This is a genomic window from Streptomyces sp. SCUT-3 (assembly GCF_014083985.1).
GTDB lineage: Bacteria > Actinomycetota > Actinomycetes > Streptomycetales > Streptomycetaceae > Streptomyces_H > Streptomyces_H thermolineatus.
On the sequence record NZ_CP046907.1, the window covers coordinates 1,750,454 to 1,768,956 of the forward strand.

At 72.9% G+C, this 18,503-nt stretch carries 17 protein-coding genes and 1 riboswitch; of the genes, 9 read left to right on the top strand and 8 right to left on the bottom strand.

Features of this window, described 5'->3' with window-relative positions:
* Positions 1-214: 214 nt before the first annotated feature.
* Positions 215-1,609 carry a hypothetical protein gene (locus tag GQS52_RS07590; protein ID WP_182312600.1) on the top strand — a complete coding sequence of 465 codons (1,395 nt, stop codon included), beginning with the start codon at positions 215-217 and terminating at the stop codon, positions 1,607-1,609.
* A gap of 156 nt (positions 1,610-1,765) precedes the next feature.
* Here the strand turns inward: GQS52_RS07590 and GQS52_RS07595 are convergent, their stop codons facing one another.
* Positions 1,766-2,449, bottom strand: a complete 684-nt coding sequence (locus tag GQS52_RS07595; RefSeq protein ID WP_259371063.1) for an ATP-binding protein — start codon at positions 2,447-2,449, stop codon at positions 1,766-1,768.
* A gap of 321 nt (positions 2,450-2,770) precedes the next feature.
* Positions 2,771-2,862, top strand: a riboswitch (glycine riboswitch).
* Between the two features lie 142 nt (positions 2,863-3,004).
* Here GQS52_RS07595 and gcvT point away from each other — a divergent pair.
* From gcvT to GQS52_RS07615, 4 genes are all read left to right on the top strand, one after another.
* Positions 3,005-4,135: a glycine cleavage system aminomethyltransferase GcvT gene (gene gcvT / locus GQS52_RS07600; protein WP_182312604.1), complete on the top strand. Its 1,131-nt coding sequence runs from the start codon at positions 3,005-3,007 to the stop codon at positions 4,133-4,135.
* A 158-nt stretch (positions 4,136-4,293) separates the two neighbouring features.
* Positions 4,294-4,671, top strand: a complete 378-nt coding sequence (gene gcvH, locus GQS52_RS07605) for a glycine cleavage system protein GcvH (RefSeq protein WP_182312606.1) — start codon at positions 4,294-4,296, stop codon at positions 4,669-4,671.
* Positions 4,672-4,693: 22 nt separating this feature from the next.
* A complete protein-coding gene (gene glyA, locus GQS52_RS07610) occupies positions 4,694-5,965 on the top strand; it encodes a serine hydroxymethyltransferase (RefSeq protein ID WP_182312608.1) in 1,272 nt (423 codons plus the stop codon).
* A 239-nt stretch (positions 5,966-6,204) separates the two neighbouring features.
* Positions 6,205-7,587 carry an L-serine ammonia-lyase gene (locus GQS52_RS07615; protein WP_182312610.1) on the top strand — a complete coding sequence of 461 codons (1,383 nt, stop codon included), beginning with the start codon at positions 6,205-6,207 and terminating at the stop codon, positions 7,585-7,587.
* Between the two features lie 76 nt (positions 7,588-7,663).
* Here GQS52_RS07615 and GQS52_RS07620 read toward each other — a convergent pair whose 3' ends face one another.
* Genes GQS52_RS07620 through GQS52_RS07630 form a run of 3 tightly spaced genes read right to left on the bottom strand, consistent with a single transcriptional unit; the run spans position 7,664 to position 10,127 of the window.
* Complete coding sequence (locus GQS52_RS07620) at positions 7,664-8,353, bottom strand: TrkA family potassium uptake protein (RefSeq protein WP_259370641.1); 690 nt, start codon at positions 8,351-8,353, stop codon at positions 7,664-7,666.
* Positions 8,346-9,749, bottom strand: coding sequence for a potassium transporter TrkG (locus tag GQS52_RS07625; RefSeq protein WP_182312612.1), 1,404 nt, complete (start codon positions 9,747-9,749; stop codon positions 8,346-8,348). The genes GQS52_RS07620 and GQS52_RS07625 overlap by 8 nt, the downstream gene beginning before the upstream one ends.
* Before the next feature lie 54 nt (positions 9,750-9,803).
* Positions 9,804-10,127 carry a hypothetical protein gene (locus GQS52_RS07630; protein WP_346268229.1) on the bottom strand — a complete coding sequence of 108 codons (324 nt, stop codon included), beginning with the start codon at positions 10,125-10,127 and terminating at the stop codon, positions 9,804-9,806.
* Positions 10,128-10,290: 163 nt separating this feature from the next.
* Here GQS52_RS07630 and GQS52_RS07635 point away from each other — a divergent pair, with 163 nt between their 5' ends.
* Positions 10,291-11,112: a helix-turn-helix transcriptional regulator gene (locus GQS52_RS07635; protein ID WP_182312615.1), complete on the top strand. Its 822-nt coding sequence runs from the start codon at positions 10,291-10,293 to the stop codon at positions 11,110-11,112.
* Positions 11,109-11,324, top strand: a complete 216-nt coding sequence (locus tag GQS52_RS07640; RefSeq protein WP_182312617.1) for a DUF397 domain-containing protein — start codon at positions 11,109-11,111, stop codon at positions 11,322-11,324. Before GQS52_RS07635 ends, GQS52_RS07640 begins: the two co-directional genes overlap by 4 nt.
* A 111-nt stretch (positions 11,325-11,435) precedes the next feature.
* On the opposite strand, the gene GQS52_RS07645 is transcribed toward GQS52_RS07640, so the two are convergent.
* The 3 genes from GQS52_RS07645 to GQS52_RS07655 form a co-directional block, all read right to left on the bottom strand.
* On the bottom strand, positions 11,436-12,761 hold the full coding sequence (locus tag GQS52_RS07645; protein WP_182312619.1) for a serine hydrolase domain-containing protein: 1,326 nt from the start codon (positions 12,759-12,761) through the stop codon (positions 11,436-11,438).
* 228 nt (positions 12,762-12,989) lie between these two features.
* Positions 12,990-13,844: an META domain-containing protein gene (locus GQS52_RS07650; RefSeq protein WP_182312621.1), complete on the bottom strand. Its 855-nt coding sequence runs from the start codon at positions 13,842-13,844 to the stop codon at positions 12,990-12,992.
* 151 nt (positions 13,845-13,995) lie between these two features.
* Complete coding sequence (locus tag GQS52_RS07655) at positions 13,996-15,357, bottom strand: serine hydrolase domain-containing protein (RefSeq protein WP_182312623.1); 1,362 nt, start codon at positions 15,355-15,357, stop codon at positions 13,996-13,998.
* Positions 15,358-15,519: 162 nt separating this feature from the next.
* Here GQS52_RS07655 and GQS52_RS07660 point away from each other — a divergent pair, with 162 nt between their 5' ends.
* Positions 15,520-16,125, top strand: coding sequence for a TIGR03086 family metal-binding protein (locus GQS52_RS07660; protein WP_182312625.1), 606 nt, complete (start codon positions 15,520-15,522; stop codon positions 16,123-16,125).
* A 135-nt stretch (positions 16,126-16,260) separates the two neighbouring features.
* A complete protein-coding gene (locus GQS52_RS07665) occupies positions 16,261-17,310 on the top strand; it encodes a phosphatidylinositol-specific phospholipase C domain-containing protein (RefSeq protein ID WP_182312627.1) in 1,050 nt (349 codons plus the stop codon).
* Positions 17,311-17,438: 128 nt separating this feature from the next.
* Here the strand turns inward: GQS52_RS07665 and GQS52_RS07670 are convergent, their stop codons facing one another.
* Positions 17,439-18,476, bottom strand: a complete 1,038-nt coding sequence (locus GQS52_RS07670; protein ID WP_182312629.1) for a terpene synthase family protein — start codon at positions 18,474-18,476, stop codon at positions 17,439-17,441.
* Positions 18,477-18,503: the final 27 nt, after the last annotated feature.

Genomic DNA, 18,503 nt, shown 5'->3' on the forward strand with positions numbered 1-18,503 from the left:
GGCTGCTCCGTGCCGTCCCGCTGCGCCGGTATGCCCATTTCGTCTTCCCCTGACGCCGTGCCTGTTCCTGCAGGCGAACCCTAACGGCTGCGGGAGCGGGGGCGTAGTCCCCTCGTGGGCATTGTTCGCTCTTCGTGTTTTTGGAGTTGCAATACGTACACACCGCGCACAAGGTGTATGCGAGCCATCCGGTCATACCAGGAGGAATCACTCGATGCACCTCAAGACGACCACCGCCGTCATCACGGCCGCTGTGTGCGGCTCACTCGTCCTCGGCTTCTCCGGGACCGCCCTCGCCCAAGGCCCCCGGCCGGAGCCCGCGACCCAGTCCGCCGTCGACACCTCCCGGACGGACGGCTCCGGATCCGACTCCGGGACCGCGCACGCGGGCGCGAAGGCGCAGGCCGCCCGCCCCGCCGGGGCCGCGGCACCCGCGAAGAAGGGCACGCCCGCCAAGAACGCCGGGGCGATGACCCCCGCGAGGAACACGACGGACGCGAAGTCCGCCCGGGTCGGCGACCGGCTCACCCTCCTCTCCAGGCTCGGGCAGAGCGTCGACGCATCCTCCGCGGTCAGCAACGCCGTGCTCGACGAGAAGGTGAGCGACAAGGAGGTGGCCGACCTGAAGGCGAAGGCCGACACCTCCCTGGACGCGCTCGCCGAGGCCGCCCGGAACTACGGGAGCTACGGGACGACGGCAGCCGCCAGGCAGGACGGCACCACCGGAGAGCACAACACCGCCAAGCAGGACGGCACCGCCGGAGAACACGGCACCGCCAAGCAGGACGGCACCGCCGGAGAGCACAACACCACCAAGGGGACCGGCGGGAGCGCCGGCGCTGCGGGCGAGGGCAAGAACCTGGAATCCAGGATGATCCTGCCCGTCGACGACGCCGTCACGCCCAAGGTGACCACGGACGCGGACAAGGCCGCGGACGCGGACAGGGCCACGGACGCCGACAAGGCCGCGGACGCCGGTAAGGCCGCGGACGCGGACAAGGCCGCCCCGTCCGGCGTGGCCGAGGCGTCCTCCTCCCTCAAGGACAAGCTCGCGGCGCTGGTCGCCCACAGGGGCCGGGAGGGGGCCGAGGACAAGGCCGACGACGTGGCGGCGGACATCGTCAGGCTGCAGCAGGTCGTCGGCAACACCGTCGAGGCGGACCGGGAGGCCCACGCAGGCGCTGCGGGCGAAGCAGGCAAGCCGGCCGGCGAGAAGGGCCGGGCGGAGGAAGCCGGCAAGACCGACAAGGCCGCCGGGACCGAGCACAAGACCGACGGGACCGCCGGGACCGAGCACAAGACCGACGGGACCGCCGGAACCGCGGACAAGGACGCCGAGGACGCGCACAAGGTGTCCGAGGGTGCGGCCAAGGCGGACGGGGCTGCCGGAACCGGGAACAAGGCCTCCGAGGGCTCGGACAAGGTCTCCGGCGCCGACGCCGCCAAGTCGGACGGGTCCGACCGGAACGACAGGGGCGACCAGTCCGACCGGAACGACCAGTCCGACCGGAGCGACAGGGGCGAGCAGGGCCGCGATGCCGCCCAGTCCGGCAAGAACGCCGAGGCGACGGACGGGCCCTGCGGGGCGGACGAGCGCGTGAAGGAGTAGGCGCCCGCCCGGACGGGACCGCTTGCCCCGGCCCCGCCCGCCGTGCCGGCGATCGGCACGGCGGGCGGGGCCGTCGCGACGTCCGGACCTCCGGCCATCGGCCGACGGGTCACCCGGCCGACGGATCACCCGGTCGGCGGATCCCTGAGCGGCGGGTCAGGGGAAGTGGAGGGCCTCCAGGGAGGAGGCGACGGCACGGTCCACGATGACCACCGAGACGCACCCGCGCGGTATGACCGACCTGCGCCGCCTCCCGGCCGGCGCCTCCCGGTACGGGGCCTGCGCGGCATCGACGAGCCGCCGTGCCGCGCGGCGGTGGCGGGCGAAGGCGTAGGCCGACACCCGGCGGCCGCGGGCCCGCTGGCCCTGCAGCGCGGTGCCGGCGGGGACGTCGAGGAGGAGCAGGTGGAGGCCCCGGCCCGCCCGCCGGGCCCGGCGGGCCAGCCAGCGGCGCACCCACACCATGGACCCGCAGTCGTGGACGACCAGGCTGCCGCCCTCGTCGAGGGCGCGTTTGAGCCCCCAGTAGTGGGCGATCCGCACCAGGGGGCGGTAGACCGCGTACGGCAGCCAGGACGGCATCCGGCGGGCGAAGCGGTCCCGGGTGTCCTGGGAGTCGATGCGGCGGGCCTTGTTCCCGGCGTTCCCGGCGTTCCCGGCGTTCCCGGCGTTCCCGGCCCCGGCGTTCCCGGCCCCGGGGGGCCGGGCGGCCGGGGAGCGGGCGCCCGCCGTCACCCGGCGCATCATCGTGCTCTTGCCGCTGCCCGGGAGGCCGGAGACCACGACGAGGTCGCCGGCCGGGTAGTGCAGGGTGCGGACCTTGCCGCCGAGGCCGCGCAGGTCGACGACCCGGTGGGTCCACCGCCGGCCGCCCTTCCCGCCGCGGTCCCCGCCCGGGCGGTCCTCGTCGCCGCGGGCACGGTCGTGCTTCTGCCCGGGCACGGCGATGCGGAGCGCACCCGTCGTCGTCACACCACCGCTGGCTCCCTGCAATGCGACCGTCCTCCCCTGGTCCGGCCCCCAGGCTGTCAGGAGCCCGGTCGAACCTTCAAGAAAGCGTAATACCGGTCACAGCGGGCGCACCCGGTTACGGCGCATCTGGCCACGTGCGGAGCAGGTCTGACATGATGAGCCGACCGAATCAACTGCATACCGGCCGATTGAATCCGTGCGGGAGAGTCCCTGGCCGTCCAGGGCGCCGAAGGAGCAAGTCCTCCCTTGAATCTCTCAGGCACAGTCACCGCGCGGACGAGGCACATCTGAAAAGCGGTCCGCCCGTGGCGGGCCCACCCAAGGTGCAAGTCGGGGCCCCCGGGGGCTCACGACGAACCTCTCAGGTTCCGATGACAGATGGGGAGGACCGTCCTCGCCACGCCTTCATCGGGAGACCGCCGCATGACCACCGACGCCACCGGCCGGCGTACGCCGCTCGACGCCGTGCACCGCGCACTCGGCGCCACCATGACCGACTTCGCGGGCTGGGACATGCCGCTGCGCTACGGCAGCGAGCGCGACGAGCACAACGCCGTGCGCACCCGGGCCGGCCTGTTCGACCTCTCCCACATGGGCGAGATCACCGTCAGCGGCCCGCAGGCCGCCGAGGCCCTGGACTTCGCCCTGGTGGGCTTCGTCTCCGCACTCGCCGTCGGCCGTGCCCGCTACACGATGATCTGCGCCGAGGACGGCGGGATCCTGGACGACCTGATCGTCTACCGCACCGGGGAGCAGGAGTTCCTCGTCGTCGCCAACGCCTCCAACGCCCAGGTGGTGCTGGACGCGCTGACCGCCCGCGCCGAGGGCTTCGACGCGCAGGTGCGCGACGACCGCGACGCCTACGCGCTGATCGCCGTGCAGGGCCCCGAGTCCGTCGGCATCCTCGCGGGGCTGACCGACGCCGACCCGGACGGCCTGAAGTACTACGCGGGGCTGCCCGCCACCGTCGCGGGCCGCCCGGTGCTGCTGGCCCGCACCGGCTACACCGGCGAGGACGGCTTCGAGCTGTTCACCGCGCCCGAGCACGCCGTCGCCCTGTGGGAGGCGCTCACCGAGGCCGGCGCCGGCGCCGGCCTGGTGCCCTGCGGGCTGTCCTGCCGCGACACGCTGCGCCTGGAGGCGGGCATGCCGCTGTACGGGCACGAGCTGAACACCGGCCTCACCCCGTTCGACGCCGGTCTCGGCCGGGTCGTGCGCTTCGACAAGCCCACCAACGAGGGCCGCTTCGTCGGCCGCGAGGCGCTGGAGCGGGCGGCCGAGCGGGCCGGGCAGACCCCGCCGCGCAAGCTGGTGGGCCTGGTCGCCGAGGGCCGCCGCGTGCCCCGGGCCGGGTACGCCGTGGTGGACGCCGGCGGCGCCGTCGTGGGCGAGGTCACCTCCGGGGCGCCCTCCCCGACCCTGGGCAAGCCGATCGCCATCGCCTACGTCGACGCCGCGCACGCCGAGCCGGGCACCCGCGTGGCCGTCGACGTCCGCGGCAGCCACGAGGCTGTCGAGGTGGCCGCCCTCCCCCTGTACCGGCGCGCCCGCTGAACCCCCGCCGGCCGGGCGGCCTCCCGCCCGGCCGGAGCGGCCCCGACCCGAGCCGCACACCCCGTCCGCACCCCGTCCGCACCCCCTCCGCACCACCCGGCCGTCCACGTCGTGGACCCCTGCGCCGAGTACCTCCACCGATCCGGGAGAATTCAGTCATGAGCAACCCCCAGCAGCTGCGCTACAGCAAGGAGCACGAGTGGATCTCCGACGCCGTTGACGGCGCCTCCACCGTGGGCATCACCCAGCACGCCGCCGACGCGCTCGGCGACGTGGTGTTCGTCCAGCTCCCCGAGGTCGGCGACTCGGTCACCGCGGGCGAACCCTGCGGCGAACTGGAGTCGACCAAGTCGGTCAGCGACCTGTACGCGCCGGTCTCCGGCGAGGTCACCGAGGTCAACCAGGACGTCGTGGACGACCCGGCGCTGGTGAACTCCGCTCCCTTCGAGGGCGGATGGCTCTTCAAGGTGAAGGTGTCGGAGGAGCCGGAAGACCTGCTCTCCGCCGACGAGTACGCCGCCTTCACCGGCAACTGACCTCCCCCGACCTGGAGACGTGATGACGGTACTCAACAGCTCCCTCCACGAGCTCGACCCGGAGGTGGCAGCCGCGGTCGACGCCGAGCTGCACCGCCAGCAGTCCACCCTCGAGATGATCGCCTCGGAGAACTTCGCCCCCGTGGCGGTCCTAGAGGCGCAGGGCTCGGTGCTGACCAACAAGTACGCCGAGGGCTACCCGGGCCGCCGTTACTACGGCGGCTGCGAGCACGTCGACGTGGTCGAGCAGCTCGCCATCGACCGCATCAAGGAGCTGTTCGGCGCCGAGGCCGCGAACGTCCAGCCCCACTCGGGCGCCTCGGCGAACGCCGCGGCGATGTTCGCGCTGATCAAGCCGGGTGACACCATCCTGGGCCTGGACCTGGCCCACGGCGGCCACCTGACCCACGGCATGAAGATCAACTTCTCCGGCAAGCTCTACAACGTGGTCGCCTACCACGTCGACCAGGAGACCAACCTGGTCGACATGGACGAGGTGGAGCGCCTCGCCAAGGAGCACCGCCCGCAGCTGATCATCGCCGGCTGGTCGGCCTACCCGCGGCAGCTGGACTTCGCCGCCTTCCGCCGGATCGCCGACGAGGTCGGCGCGAAGCTGATGGTGGACATGGCGCACTTCGCCGGCCTGGTGGCCGCCGGGCTGCACCCGTCCCCCGTGCCGTACGCGGACGTGGTCACCACCACGACCCACAAGACCCTGGGCGGCCCGCGCGGCGGCGTGATCCTGTCCAGGGCCGAGTACGCCAAGAAGATCAACTCCGCGGTCTTCCCCGGCCAGCAGGGCGGCCCGCTGGAGCACGTCATCGCCGCCAAGGCGGTGGCCTTCAAGGTCGCCGCCTCCGAGGAGTTCGCCGACCGCCAGCGGCGCACCCTGGAGGGCGCGAAGATCCTCGCCGAGCGCCTGCTCCAGCAGGACGCGGTCGAGGCGGGCGTCTCGGTCCTGTCCGGGGGCACCGACGTCCACCTGGTCCTGGTCGACCTGCGCAACTCCGAGCTGGACGGGCAGCAGGCCGAGGACCGCCTCCACGAGGTCGGCATCACGGTCAACCGCAACGCGGTGCCGTTCGACCCGCGCCCGCCGATGGTCACCTCCGGCCTGCGGATCGGCACCCCGGCGCTGGCCACCCGCGGGTTCGGCGCGGAGGACTTCCGCGAGGTCGCCGACATCATCGCCGAGGCCCTCAAGCCGGGCTTCGACGAGGACAAGGCCGCGGCCCTCAAGGCCCGCGTCACCGCCCTGGCGGACAAGCACCCGCTGTACCCGGGCCTGAAGTAGCACCATGGGGGGAGGGTCACCCCTCCCCCCGGACGGCCCCCGTCCCGCTCCCCCGCGGGCGCTCCCCCCACGGGCGCTCCCCGCGGGCGGCGGGACACGGGACGCAGCAAGCGGCAGCCCCGCCGGCCGCCCGGTCCGGACACCGGCGGACGGCGGGGCTGCGCCGCGTCCTCCCCCGTCCCGCCCCCTGCACCGCCCACGTCCCCCGCACGTCACCACCAAGGACAACGGAGTCCCCCGTGGCCATCTCGGTATTCGACCTCTTCTCCATCGGCATAGGGCCGTCCAGCTCGCACACCGTCGGGCCGATGCGGGCAGCCCGCATGTTCGCCGCCCGGCTGAAGAACGACGGGGTCCTGGCCCACACCGCCTCCGTCCGCGCCGAGCTCTTCGGCTCCCTCGGGGCCACCGGCCACGGCCACGGCACCCCCAAGGCCGTCCTCCTCGGGCTGGAGGGGCACTCCCCGAAGTCCGTCGACGTCGAGGCCGTCGACCCGGTGCTGGAGCGCATCCGCGCGGCGGGCCGGCTGCGCCTGCTCGAGACCGAGGTCGGCGACGCGCACGAGATCGACTTCGACGAGCGCACCCAGCTGGTCCTGCACCGCCGCCGCTCCCTGCCCTACCACGCCAACGGCATGACGCTGTTCGCCTACGACTCCGACGGCCTGCCGCTGCTGGAGAAGACCTACTACTCGGTCGGCGGCGGGTTCGTCGTCGACGAGGACGCCGTCGGCGAGGACCGCATCAAGCTCGACGACACCGTCCTGCGCCACCCCTTCCGCACCGGCGACGAACTGCTGCGGATGTCCCACGAGACCGGCCTGTCGATCTCCGCGCTGATGCTGGAGAACGAGAAGGCCTGGCGCACCGAGGACGAGATCCGCACCGGCCTGCTGGAGATCTGGCGGGTCATGCAGGAGTGCGTGGCGCGCGGCATGTCCCGCGAGGGCATCCTCCCCGGAGGGCTGAAGGTGCGCCGCCGGGCGGCCACCGCGGCCCGCGCCCTGCGCTCCGAGGGCGAACCGGCGATGCGCGCCATGGAGTGGGTGACCCTGTACGCGATGGCCGTCAACGAGGAGAACGCGGCCGGCGGCCGGGTCGTCACCGCCCCCACCAACGGCGCCGCCGGCATCATCCCGGCCGTCCTGCACTACTACATGCAGTTCGTGCCCGGGGCCGACGAGGACGGCGTGGTCCGCTTCCTCCTCGCGGCCGGGGCGATCGGCATGCTGTTCAAGGAGAACGCCTCGATCTCCGGCGCCGAGGTCGGCTGCCAGGGCGAGGTCGGCTCCGCCTGCTCCATGGCGGCCGGCGGCCTCGCCGAGGTCCTCGGCGGCAGCAGCGAGCAGGTGGAGAACGCCGCCGAGATCGGCATGGAGCACAACCTCGGCCTGACCTGCGACCCGGTCGGCGGCCTCGTGCAGATCCCCTGCATCGAGCGCAACGGCATGGCCGCCGTGAAGGCCGTCACCGCCGCCCGCATGGCCCTGCGCGGCGACGGCCGCCACCACGTCTCCCTGGACAAGGTCATCAAGACCATGAAGGAGACCGGCGCCGACATGAAGGTCAAGTACAAGGAGACCGCCCGCGGCGGCCTGGCCGTCAACGTCATCGAGTGCTGAGGCGGGGAGCCGGCCCCGTCCCGGGGCCGGCTCCCCGGGACGGGCTCGCCGGGAGGGGCTCGCCGGGAGGGGCCGGTCAGCGCAGTTCGCTGAAGCGTTCGGTCTGGCGGGTGTGCCCGGCGACGATGATGGTGTCGTCCGGCTGCACGACGGTGTCGGGGGTGGCGTAGGTGAAGCCCTCGCCGGGGCGTTTGACCGCGACGACGGTCAGGCCGTAGCGGCTGCGGATGCCGCTCTCGGCGAGGGTCCTGCCGACGACGTCGGCGGGAGGGTTGGTCTTGACCAGGGCGAAGTCGTCCTCGAACTCGATGTAGTCCAGCATCCGTCCGCGCACCAGGTGGGCGACGCGCCGGCCCATGTCGTGCTCGGGGTAGACGACGTGCTGGACGCCGAGCTGGCTGAGGATGCGGCCGTGCGGTTCGCTGACGGCCTTGGCCCACACCTCGCGGAGGCCGAAGGACAGCAGCAGGGACGTGGTCAGGATGCTGGCCTCGATGTTGTTCCCGATGCCGACGACCGCCCGGTCGAACTCGTGGACGGACAGCTGGCGCAGCACGTCCTCCTTGGTGGAGTCGGCGCGCACCACGTGGGTGAGGGAGCCGGAGAGGGACTGGACGATCTCCGGGTCCTGGTCTATGCCCAGGACCTCGGTGTCCTCGTCGACCAGTTCCAGTGCCAGGGAGCGCCCGAAGCGCCCCAGGCCGATGACGACGACGGAGTTGCCGTGCGCGATGCGGCGCGGTCTCGTACTGCGGTTCCTAGCCAATGACGGGTCGCTCCTCGGGCAGGTCGTACAGGCGTTCCCGGCTGCGCAGGGCCAGCGCGGAGGCCGCGGTGATGGGGCCGATGCGGCCGATGAACATCAGCACGACGAGCAGGGTCTGGTTGAAGGCGGGCAGGTCGGCGGTGATGCCGGTGGACAGGCCCACGGTGGCGAAGGCGGAGATCACCTCGAACAGGGCGCGGTCGAGGGAGAAGTCCGTGGAGAGCATGAAGACCACGGTGGAGGACGCCACGGCCGCGACCGACAGCAGCACCACCGTCAGGGCCTGCCGCTGGACGGTGCCCGGCAGTCGGCGGCCGAAGATGTTGACCGCGGCCTCGCCGCGGATCTCGGCGTAGACGACGAAGAAGAGCACGGCGAAGGTGGTCACCTTGATGCCGCCGGCCGTGCCGGCGCTGGCACCGCCGACGAACATCAGGATGTCCATGCCCAGCCAGCCGGCCGGGGTCATGGCGGAGATGTCGATGCTGTTCAGCCCGGCACTGCGGGTCATGGCCGACTGGAAGAACCCGGCCAGCACCTTGTCGGGGGCGTCCAGCGGCCCCAGGGTCGCGGGGTTGGTCCACTCCACGGCGGTGACGAACACGGCGCCCCCGGCGAGGAAGACCCCGCTCGCCCACAGCACGATCTTGGTGTGCAGGGACCACCTGGCGGGCCTGCGCAGACGGCGGCGCAGTTCGAACAGCACCGGGAAGCCGAGACTGCCGCAGACGGCGGCGAGCGCGACCGGCAGGCAGATCCACGGGTCGGTGACGAATCCCATCAGGCTGTCCGGGTACAGCGCGAAGCCGGCGCTGTTGAACGCCGAGACCGAATGGAAGATCCCCAGCCACGCCGCCCGCGGCCACGGCTCGTCGTAGCCGAGGGCGAAGCGGGGGGCCAGCATCAGGGCGACGGCGGCCTCGATGGCCAGGCTGTACTTGGCCACCCCGAGGACCAGGGACCGCAGGTCGCCCAGACCGAGGCTCTTGGTCTCGGTCGCGGCCGACAGCCGGGCGCGCAGCCCCATGCGGCGCGACACCAGGACGCCCAGCGCCGAGGCGAAGGTCATGATGCCCAGACCGCCGACCTGGATCAGCCCCAGGAGGACGACGTGGCCCAGGCCGGTCCAGTGGCTGGGGGTGTCGACCACCACCAGGCCGGTCACGCACACCGCCGAGGTCGCGGTGAACAGCGCCTCCAGCAGGGTCGCGCCGCCCGGCCCGACCCGGGCCGCGGGCAGCATCAGCAGTGCGGTGCCCACCGCGACCGCGACCGCGAAGCCGACCGCGACGGCCTGCGCGGGATGCCTCAGCCGCAGCCGCCGGAACGGCGACCGCCGGGCACGGCGGTCGCCGCCCGGGGCCCCGACTGCGCGGAGGAACGACGATGGACGCATCCGACCGACAATAGCCACCCCTCGTGAACAGCACATCCGCCCCCCGGGTCTCCGTCACGAGCCCGGGCCGCACGAGCCCGGGCCGGGCTCGGCGCGCCCGACACCGCGGCGCAGCGCGGCGGCGAGCGCGCGGGCCGTCGCGACGTTGCAGCGCCCGAGGTCGACCAGGGGCGTCGCCCACCACGTCCGCCTCGGGACGTCCAGCCACAGCGACGGCAGGGTGACGCCCGCCTCCTTGAGCGCTTCGGCGAGTTCGCCGCACACCGCCTCCGCCTCCTCGACCTCGTCCGGCTCCTCGTCCTCCTCCGGCTCCACGGTCCCGTCCGGCTCCACCGGCTCCACCGGCTCCACCGGCGCCTTCGCCGCCCGCTCCTCCACTGCCCGCTCCGTTCCGTCTCCGTTCGCCGCTCACGACGAGCGGCCGACTGACTACCTTGTGTACTCCCAGCATCACCGCCTGTCGGTGGGGGAACTGCGGTCGAGCCGTTGTCGGCCCGCAGGGCAACAGAGCATCTGAGCAAGAGGACGACCAGGGGGCACGATGGCCGACCGGCCGGTCGAGGACGAGAACTCCGCGCGGGCGGCGCTGGCGGGCACGCTGCGGTACCTGCGGGAGAGGACGGGCAAGTCCCTCGGGCAACTGGCCGAGGACACGCGGTACGACAAGAGCTACCTGTACCGGCTCGAAGCGGGCGAACGCCTCTCCAAATCCCCGGTCATGGAGGACCTGGACGCCTACTACGGATCGGACGGCCTGCTGGTCCGGCTGTGGAAGCTGGCGCGGATGGAGATGTACAAGGACAAGTACAAGGCGTTCATGCGGTACGAGGCCTCCGCCACGATCATGCACAAGTACATGCTGGCGATCCCCGGGCTGTTGCAGACGGAGGCCTACGCCCGAGCCATCCTGTCGGCGCCGCCAACTCTTCGGAACGAGGACGAACTCGAAGAGAAGGTGATGGTGCGCATGGGACGCCAGGAACTGTTGCACCGCGATCCTCCGCCGAGCATCCGGGTAATTCTGGACGAGTCAGCACTCCGACGCCCCACAGCTGTCCCGAGTACATGGACCGAGCAACTGGCTCACCTTGTCGACTCGGCGGCTCGGCAGACCGTGACGATTCAGGTGCTTCCCTTCAGCGCCGGCCTCCACGACCTTGTCAGTGGCTCGCTTTCCCTCCTGTGGCAGGCGGACGGCAGCTGCGTTGTCTACATGGAGGGCAACGCGTTCGGAGAGCTGATCGAGGAGCCTGCGGAGGTGGGCAGATTCCGCTTGTCATACGACCGAGTGCGAGATCTGGCTCTGCCACCATCGGAATCGGTGGCCTTCATCGAACGCCTTCTGGAGGAGTACTCACAATGAACCAAACCTCTGACCTCGCCACTGCCGCTTGGCGCAAGTCGAGTTACAGCGACGAGGGCGACGCCAACTGCGTCGAGGTCGCCGACGGGATACCCGGCGCCGTCCCCGTCCGGGACAGCAAGGACCCGCACGGTCCGGCACTCGTCTTCCCGGCGGACGCCTGGGCGTCGTTCGTCGCCGCCGTCAAGGGCGGGGAGTTCCCGGCCTCCTGACACCTCCGGCACCGCGTACGGCGGCGGCCCGCGCGCACCGCGTGGTGCGTGCGGGCCGCCGCCGTCCTGAACGGGTGCCGGGTCCTGCGGTTGCCGTACGGCTTCCGCTACCTACCCCGGCAGCAGGCTCCCGGTGGTGCGAGTGGTGTCGGCGGGCGCGCCGGGGCACAGGGCCGTGAGGGTGTGGCGGTCCCAGGCCGCGTCGATCGGGTGGGGGCGGGGGACGCCGTTCTCGTCGAGGTCGTTGTACTTGGTCAGGTTGGTGCCCGTGGTCACCTGGCGTCGGCCGTCCGCGCTGGACAGCGCCAGGGTGGACATTCCCATCACCGTCCCGTTGTGGCCCCAGAAACGGCCGCACGGCAGGTCGGTGGCGAAGAGGCCGAGGCCGTAGTGGCCGGCGGCGTTGCCCTGTTCGTCGGTGATCGGCACGGTGCGCCGCATCTCGGCGAGCTGTTCCGGCCCCAGGAGGGCGCCCTGGAAGAGCTGCCGGTAGAAGCGGTTGACGTCGTCCACGGTGGAGACGAGGGCCCCGGCGGTGTCGAACGCGGAGGGGTGGTAGACGCTGTAGTCGCGCGGCGGGTCGAGCGTTCCGAAGAACGCCTCGTAGGCGGCCGAGTGCGGCCCGGGGACGAACGGGGTGGCGGGGAAGGACGTGTCCCGCAGTCCCGCCCTCTCGATCACGTTCCGGGCGATGTACTTCTCGGCGGTGGTGCCGGTGACCTTCTCCAGCAGCAGTCCGGCGAGGACGTAGTTGGTGTTGGAGTAGGCCCACTTCTCCCCCGGTTCCCCGGTGGGGGGCGCGGCCAGTCCGTGGCGGACGAGTTCCTCCTCCCCGAAGGCGCGGAACCGGTTGTCGTGGATGCTCCGGGGCGACCGCTCCGCGAAGGAGGGGAAGACGGTCTCGAGGTAGTCGGCGATGCCGCTGGTGTGGTTGAGCAGCATCCGCACGGTGACGGCCCGGCCCCGCTCGCCGGGGACCAGTTCCGGCAGGTGGTCGCCGATCGGGTCGTCCAGTCCGATGCGGCCGGCCTCTACGAGTTGGAGGACCGCGACGGCGGTGAAGGTCTTGGTGACGCTGCCGACCCGGTGCCGCATGCCGGCGTCCGCCGGGCGCCCGGTGTCCACGTCGGCGACCCCGGTCGCCCCCGCCCAGCTCTCCCCGCCGTCGCGCACGGCCGAGTAGGCGCCGTACATCCCGGCGTCGCGGAGCGCGTCGAGGCTTTGCTGCAGGGCCGCCGGGTCGATCCCGGACGCCGCTCCCGCCGCCGTCGCCGTTCCTGTGGCCGTCGCCGCCGTCCGTGCGCCCTGCGCTGCGGTCGCCGCGGGTACGGCGGCCGCGGCCGGCAGGGCCGTGACCGTCAGGACCACGGCGCCGAGGCCGACCGCGATGCGGCGCAGGCCCCGGCGGGCGGTCGGTCGTGCGGCGGGTTTCGTCATGCCGTCTCCCCTGTGATGTGGGCCGTGACGGCTCGATTCTTGTGCACCCTGCGCGCCACGGCCGTCCGCCGGGGGGAGGAACCTGTCTCCGCCGCACGGTTGACCGCCCCGGACGTCCCCCTCGGGGTGACGGGGGCCGGCCCCCGTGCGAGAGCGCGGCGCGCGGCGGCACAGGGCGGGGGCGCGGCGGCACGGTCGGGGACGCGGCGATATCCGCACCCCGCCGGGTCACTTCCGGGCTGCGGTCGCGGTGAGGCCCTTGCCGGAGTCGGTGGTGAGGGTCAGGGTGCCGTCCTCGCGGTCGTGGGTGACCTTGCCGGAGAGGATCTCGCGGAGTTCGTTCTCGGTCTTCATGACCGGCCCGGGGCACATCCTGCGGCTGCTCGCGATCTCGCCGAACTCGATCCGGTCGCCCTTGACGGCGGCCTCCGTGCTGAAGCCGTTGCAGCCGAGGCTGCCGCCGGCCCTGCCGTCCTCGCCGATGGTGAAGTGCGCCTTGCCCTCGACCTCGGCGGGCAGGGACTTCGCGGTCCCGCCGTCCACGAGCCCGGTCACCACCCACTCGGTGCCCTCGAGCGGCTCCTGCGGCCCGGGGGGCTCCGGGCCGAAGGTGATGCTGTCGCCGTTGTCCTTGGTCAGGACGAGGGTCTCGCCCTTGCCGGAGAGCTCGGCGGTGAGTGCGCCGGTGAAGACCTCGGCGAACCGTTCCTCGAACCGCTGGACGTCCTCGGCGCAGCCCTTCTCGGTCATCGCGACGTCGGAGACCGTGACCGTGTCGCCCTCGACCTCGACGTCGGCGCCGAGGCTGTTGCAGCCCGCGCTGCCCCCGGACTTGCCTCCGGGCCCCTCCGCCCTGCCGGGCTCGAACTCCACGTGGGCGTCGGCGTCCGGGGGCAGGGGGTACTTCTTGCCGTCGACGGTGACGCTCTCCGGCACCCAGCGGACACCGGTCACGGCCACGTCGTTCTTCACCGCGCCGCTGCCGGCTCCCGTCCCGTCGACGGTCTGCGTGCCACAGGCCGTCAACGCGGCGGCCCCGAGCAGTGCCACGGCTGAGTGCTTGAGCTTCGTCCCTCGATCCATGGCCCTGTGACGTGCGCGGCCGGTCACCGGTTCCGCGCCGCCGCGGCGACCGGGGTGGAGTTGCGGTGCCAAACCGTCGTTCCGCAGCCCTTTTCTGCGGCGTGTCGTTGCGTTTTGGCGCCGCAACTCCCCCGTTGCCGTCGGCCGACGGTCAGCGGTTGCCGGGCGTCCCGAAGCGGAGAACCTGGGCCGACTGGTCCGGGCCGTTGACCAGCATCTCCGCCACGGCGGCCGGGTCCGTCTTCTCCGGCCCCTTGGCTGCCGCGGCCCCGCCCTCACCCGTGGGGCACAGGGCCTGGAGCAGGTACCCGCCGAGGGCCAGGTCGATCGGGTGGGGGTCGATCCGGCCGTCGTCGGTCATCTTCTGGTACTTCATCAGGTTGACCCCGTAGGACATCTGACGGCGGCCGTCCTCGCTGGTCAGCGACTCCGTGCCCGCGCCGAACACGGTTCCGCCGTGGCCCCAGTACCGGCCGCAGGGCAGGTCGAACGCCATGATGCCGAGGCCGTAGTGGCCCATGACGTTGCCCTCCACGTCGGTGACCGGCACGGTGCGCCGCATCTCGGCGAGCTGCTCGGCGCCGAGCAGCCGGCCGTCGAGGAGCAGCCGGTAGAAGCGGTTGAGGTCGTCCATGGTGGAGACCATCGCTCCGGCCGTGTCGAGCGAGGAGGGGTGGTAGACGCTGTAGTCGCGCGGCGGGTCGATGATTCCGAAGAGCGACTCGTACGCCTTCGAGTGCGGCCCGGGCACGAACGGGGTGCGGGGGAAGGACGTGTGCCGCAGTCCCGCCTTCCGGATCACGTTCCGGGTGATGTATTCCTCGGCGCTCGTGCCGGTGGCCTTCTCCAGCAGCAGCCCGGCGAGGATGTAGTTGGTGTTGGAGTAGGACCACTTCTCGCCCGGCTCGCCGGTCGGCGGGGCCTCCAGCCCCATGCGGACGAGTTCCTCCTCCTCGAAGGAGCGGAACCGGTTGTCGTCGAGGCTCTGCGGCGACATCTGCTGCAGGGAGGGGTACGCGTACATGACGTAGTCGGCGATGCCGCTGGTGTGGTTGAGCAGCATCCGCACGGTGATGCTGCGGCCCCGCTCGCCGGGGACCAGTTCCGGGAGGTGGTCGCCGATCGGGTCGTCCAGTCCGATGCGGCCGGCCTCGACCTGCTGGAGGACCGCGACGGCGACGAATGTCTTGGTGACGCTGCCGATCCGGTGCCGCATGTCGGCGTCCACGGGGCGGCCGGTGCGCACGTCGGCGACTCCCGCCTCCCCCTTCCAGCGGTCCCTGCCGTCGCGCACCGCCGAGTAGACGCCGTACATCCCGGCCTCGTGGACCGCGTCGAGTCCCTGCTGCAGGGCCGCCGCGTCGATGCCGGACGTCTCCGCCGCCGGCGCCTGCCCGGCGGGCGCGGCGACCGCCGTCGGTACCGCGGTGGCCGTCAGGACCGCGGCTCCGAGGCCGAACACGATGCGGCGCAGCCTGCGGCGGGTGGTCGGTCGTGCGGTGGTCGTCGTCATGCCGTCTCCCCCTGTGATGTGGCCTGTGACGGTTGTGATTCTTGTGCACCTCCTGCACTGCTGTCGTCATACGAGGGGACCAACCGGCATCCCTCCCGGGTGTGATGCTCCGGTTGCCCGTACTGGGTCGCCGGGAGGAGGGGCCGCTGCGAGGGTGGGTCCATGAGCGACGAGAGCCCCCACTCCCCCGACGAGGTCCTGCGGTGCCACGCAGAGGCCCTGGCGTTCTTCGGCCGGGGGGTGCACGCGGTACTCCCCGACCGGTGGGACCTGCCCACCCCCGACGAGGACTGGACGGTGCGCGACCTGGTCAACCACCTGACGGTGGAGCAGTTGTGGGTCCCGCCCCTGGTGGACGAGGGCCTGGACCCCGCCGCGGTCGGCGACCGGTTCGACGGCGACGTGCTGGGGGACGACCCGGCCGCGGCCTGGGACGCGGCCGCCGGGGCGGCGCGGCGCAGCTGGGAGCGGCCCGGCGCCCTGGAGAAGCGGGTGCACCTGTCGTACGGGGTGAGCAGCGGCCTGGCCTACTGCGCGCAGATGACCGCGGACGCCACGGTGCACGGCTGGGACCTGGCGCGGGCGGTCGGCGCGGACCCCCGCGTGCCCGAGTCGCTGGTCGCCTTCTCGCTGCGCGAGTTCGGCAGGTACTCCGGTTCGCTCGCGGACAGCGGCCTGTTCGCACCGCCGGTCGAGATCCCCGGGAACGCCCCGGCCGCGGACCGGCTGCTGGCCCTGACGGGCCGTTCCCCCGGCTGGAGGCCCTGACCCGCACGGCGACCGGCGCGGGGCGCCGGCTCCGCGCCCGCGCCCGCGCCGTACGTTCGTCCGGAGGCTACCCTCCGGTACTCCAACTCCCGTAATCTGCCGCCCACTTGTTGCTCTGCGCACCGTGGAGGTGGCATGCGGGTCCGTCGTGCACGTCGGGTCGGGGCGTTGGCGGGGGCGGTGGTGGCGGCGGTGGTCCTGGCGGCCGTGCCCGGGAGCGCCGGGGCGGCGGGGAGCGGGGCGGCGGCGGGGGCCGCCCTGTCGGCGACCACCGCCGCGGGCGTGCACAACGCCTACGAGAAGGGCACGTTCACCTACTTCGTGGACGCGCTGGACTCCGGCGCCGCCCTGGTGGAGCTGGACGTGTGGGCCGACTCCCTGAGCAGGCGGTGGCGGGTGAGCCACAGCAACCCGTTCGGGAACGACAACAACTGCGAGTACGCCGACAGCCCCGAGGAGCTGCGCGGGCAGGTCCGCAACCAGGACCTGGGCAGCTGCCTGGACAACATCCGCGCCTGGCACGACGCGAACCCCGGGCACCGGCCGATCGTGTTCAAGGTCGAGTTCAAGTCCGGCTTCAACAACAGGGCGGGGCTGGGCCCGGACGAGTTCGACGCCCTGGTGCGCGGCAGGCTCGGCGACATGGTGTTCACCCCGGCACGGCTGATGGCCGGCGGGCACGCCACGCCCGACGACGCGGCCCGGGCCGGCGCCTGGCCGAGCAGGGAGGCGCTGGCCGGCACGGTGATGTTCGAGGTGATCCCGGGCACCGTGGAGCAGTCCAACCCCACGGACACCCTGTGGACGGACGTGGAGTACGCCCGCCACCTGCGGGCCGCCCCCTCCACGGCGCAGGCCTTCCCGACCGTGCTCGGCGCGGAGGCGGGCGACCCGCGCACCCGCTACTCGGACACCTCGCTGCGGCCGTGGTTCGTGGTGTTCGACGGCAGTGCCGGCTCCTACGCGGCCGGGGGGATCGACACCTCCTGGTACGCGCGGAACAACTACCTGCTCGTGATGACGGGCGCCCACTCGGTGGCCCCGGCCATCGACGCGTACAACCCCACCGAGCAGCAGGCGCTGGACCGGCTGGCGCTGCTCGCCGGCCGGCACGCGAGCTTCGCGACCAGCGACTGGTCCTCGCTGCGGCCGGAGGTGCTGGGCACGGTGCTCCCGCGCGGCTGACAGGACGCCCGGCCGCCCCGGCCGCGCAGGAGTTCCGGAGTGCGCGGCCGAGGCGACCGGAGTGACGGGGCCCGGGCGGCAGAACCCGGGCGGCGGGGCCCGACTGACGGGCCCGGGCGGCGGGCCGCTCAGGCGGGGGAGGCCGGGCGGGGGACGCCGGGGGCGGTGCCCGGGCCCGGGGAGGGGACGCAGGCCGCCTCCCCGCCGCGGACGAACCGGTGGTGGTGGAGGTTGCCGCTCATCAGGTGGCCGAGCTCCCTGAGGTAGAGCAGGACGTCGCCCCGTTCCCCGAGCGGGCCGTGCAGGACCCGCGCGCACGTCTCGGCGAAGTCCTCCTCGGCCGCGGCCACGAGCCCGGCGAGCTTGTCCACGGCGCCCTGCACGGTGCGGCCCTCGTGCGCGACGAAGACCCACACGGCGCTCACCGACCGGGGCGCGCGGCACTCCTCGGGGAAGGAGAACAGCTCGTCGACCAGCGTCAGGTGGTCGACGGCCAGGTCGCGGGCGGCCGCCAGGGCCGGGCTCTCCGAGAGCTCGCGGGTGAGGTCGACGCCGATCGCGTACTCGGTCAGGACGGCGGCCCTGTGGGCCGCGTGGTGGGTGCGGCGCACCCCCAGGTAGGTGGCGAAGTCCAGGACGGTGTCGTCGTGCCCCTCCGCCGCCTCGTGCAGCGAGCACTCGACGGTCTCGCGGTGCGCCTGGCGGTAGCGGCGGGCCACGGCCGGGGGCATCCGGGGCGTGGTGCGCGAGAGCGCGGTGTACAGCAGCCGGCCGAGGGCGAACCCGGCGGGCGGGGCCACGTCGTCGAGCACGGACAGGAGCCGGTCGCGCAGGACGGCGGCGCGCTCGGGGTCGTCGCGGACGCCGGGGGCCCGGAACGCCTCGTCGGCCAGGGCCGTGGGGACGGCCAGGGACGCCAGCCCCGCGGCGCGGTCGTCGAGCGTGCGCGGGTAGCACAGGGCCGCACGCAGCGGGAGGCGGCGGGCGAGGAAACGTTCGGCCGCATCCTCGTTCCCGAAGTGCCCGACGAGGCCGGCCCGGGCGAGGTCGTTGCAGTGCCGTTCGATCGCGGCAGCGTCGTGGTGCCGCTCGGGCGGGAGCCACGAGGGCACGTCGGGGAGCTGGAACGCGGCGTCGCGGTACCGGGCGATCTGACTGAGCTGCACCCGGACACCATAGGACGAAAGGCGCAC